The organism is Planktothrix sp. FACHB-1355 (assembly GCF_014748295.1).
GTDB classification, from domain to species: domain Bacteria; phylum Cyanobacteriota; class Cyanobacteriia; order Cyanobacteriales; family Aerosakkonemataceae; genus Aerosakkonema; species Aerosakkonema funiforme_A.
Map to the genome: position 1 here is coordinate 1 of NZ_JACJUP010001154.1, position 2,201 is coordinate 2,201.

2 protein-coding genes are annotated in these 2,201 nt (G+C 44.6%); both read left to right on the forward strand.

Going from position 1 to position 2,201, the window contains the following annotated elements:
* Positions 1-183: 183 nt before the first annotated feature.
* A complete protein-coding gene (locus H6S82_RS30160; protein ID WP_242057169.1) occupies positions 184-1,095 on the forward strand; it encodes a hypothetical protein in 912 nt (303 codons plus the stop codon).
* 86 nt (positions 1,096-1,181) lie between these two features.
* The coding region (locus H6S82_RS30165; protein WP_191057242.1) for a reverse transcriptase family protein at positions 1,182-2,201 on the forward strand (1,020 nt) is incomplete at its 3' end.

Sequence of the window (2,201 nt, forward strand, 5' to 3'; positions counted from 1 at the left end):
TAGGTTTCCGTGAAACTAATGAAGAAATCCGTAACAGATTCGCTTGAGTTGAGCAATCTAGTCCTGGGGTATTTACGAAGGGGCAACATTTTGGCAATAGCGTGTGATATTTTTTAATATGGCAATTTTTGACACAATTTCGCTTTTAATTTATTAATAAGACGTATGCTGACAAATTTGTAGATGGCAGAGGTTATGCAAAAACCGATTCGGATTCTATTGCAAACGACCATTCCCACGACGGAAGATGATTGGAGTATCGATCGCTTCTCATTATTGCGCGACTATCTCGCTTCTGTCAAAGACGAAGCGGGGAACAACCTCTTCGAGGTGACGGCGCGTGACCGAGAATCCGATGCAGAAGGAAACGACCCCATTTTAAGCAACCTTGGCGAATCAAATTTCGACGAACTATGGTTATTTGCAGTCGATGTCGGTAACGGACTCACGGAAAAAGACCATGCAGGTATTGCCGCATTTCATAACCGTGGCGGCGGTCTTTTTGCAACGCGAGATCATCAGGATTTAGGTTCGTCTATCTGCACTCTTTGCGGTGTTGGCGTTGCCCACTTTTTCCAAACGCGAAATTTAGATCCAGATGAATCTCGGCGTGCTAAAGACGATATTTACACCGAAAATATTTCTTGGCCGAACTATCACTCCGGACGCAATGGCGACTATCAAACAATTATCCCCGTCGCACCAATTCACGAATTATTAAAAAATCCCACATCGCCTTCAGGCATAATTGAATTTTTCCCGGCGCATCCCCACGAAGGTGCTGTAGGCGTTCCCTCAAGCGAAACTAACGGTCGTGTAATCGCAATGGGTAAAAGTAAAGTTTCCGATCGCACATTCAACCTCGCCGTTGTGTTTGAGTGGCCAAAAGATGCAGACGGCAACCAACTCGGTCGTGCGGTGGCCGAATCGACTTTTCACCACTTCTGCGATTACAATTGGGATGCAGATATGGGTTGTCCGACTTTTGTATCAGAAGCCCCCGGTAATACTATGAAGACAGAACCTCGCGCTTTGGAAGATATCAAAACTTATGTGCGAAATATAGGTTTGTGGTTGGCAAATAAAACCGTATAAGCCGAATTTCAGATTGCAAATTTAAAATTTTAAATTTGCAATCTAAAATCTTAAATTTGCAATAACCTCAATCAATTACCAACAATATGACTGACCAGCCAAGAACTCGCCAAGAACTGTACGATCGCATTCGTGAAACTTCTAGAGAAGAGGTAATTCTTGAGGAAATGATTCGCCTGGGATTTTGGCCTGCCCAAGGAGAAATACCGCAAGACCCTGCTGATGAAATTCGTCGTCGTGGAGAATTACAGAAGGAACTTAACGACCTCTACAAACAAAATCGTCAACTCAACGATGAAAATCTTCTCAAAAAACAGTTATACAAACAACGTTTAGCAGAGTCGCGGCGCAAGCGTCAGGAAACTAAAGAAAGGCGGGAAAGGGAAAGGCTAGAACGCGCAGAAGCTTGGCGACAAAAGAAGCAGCAAGATATTGTTTATTTAGGCGATCGCGTTTCTGGCGGACTCAACTACACCGACTGCGACGAACAGCGTTTGCAAAGTTACGGCTTACCCATTTACGGAACAGCCGAACAAATTGCCACCGCGATGGGAATTACTATGGGACAATTGCGCTTTCTCGCCTTTTCTCGCAAAACATCTCCCATTTCTCACTATATTCGTTTCAGAATCCCCAAAAAGACGGGAGGCGATCGCATCATTTCCGCCCCCATGCCGCGCCTCAAAAAAGCCCAACATTGGATACTTAATAATATACTAGAAAAAGTCGAATTGCACAACGCTGCCCACGGCTTTCGTCCGGGTCGTTCAATTGTCAGTAACGCCCAACCTCACATCGGTGCCGAAGTTGTAATCAACTTCGATTTAAAGAACTTTTTCCCCTCAATTTCCTATCAGCGAGTTAAAGGGCTGTTTATATCTTTGGGATATTCAGAAGCAGCAGCGACAATATTCAGTTTATTGTCTACAGAACCGGATATTGAGGAAGTAGAATTAGATGGCAAAACTTATTATGTAGCCCTGAGCGATCGCCACCTTCCCCAAGGCGCACCCACCAGTCCAGCTATTACTAATATACTCTGTCGCCGACTCGATCGCCGCCTCACCCAAATGGCTGAAAATCTTGGATTTACCTACACTCGTTAC

Excerpts from the sequence above, each read along its gene's own strand:
- H6S82_RS30160 (WP_242057169.1), top strand. The coding sequence starts at position 184 with ATGGCAGAGGTTATGCAAAAACCGATTCGGATTCTATTGCAAACGACC.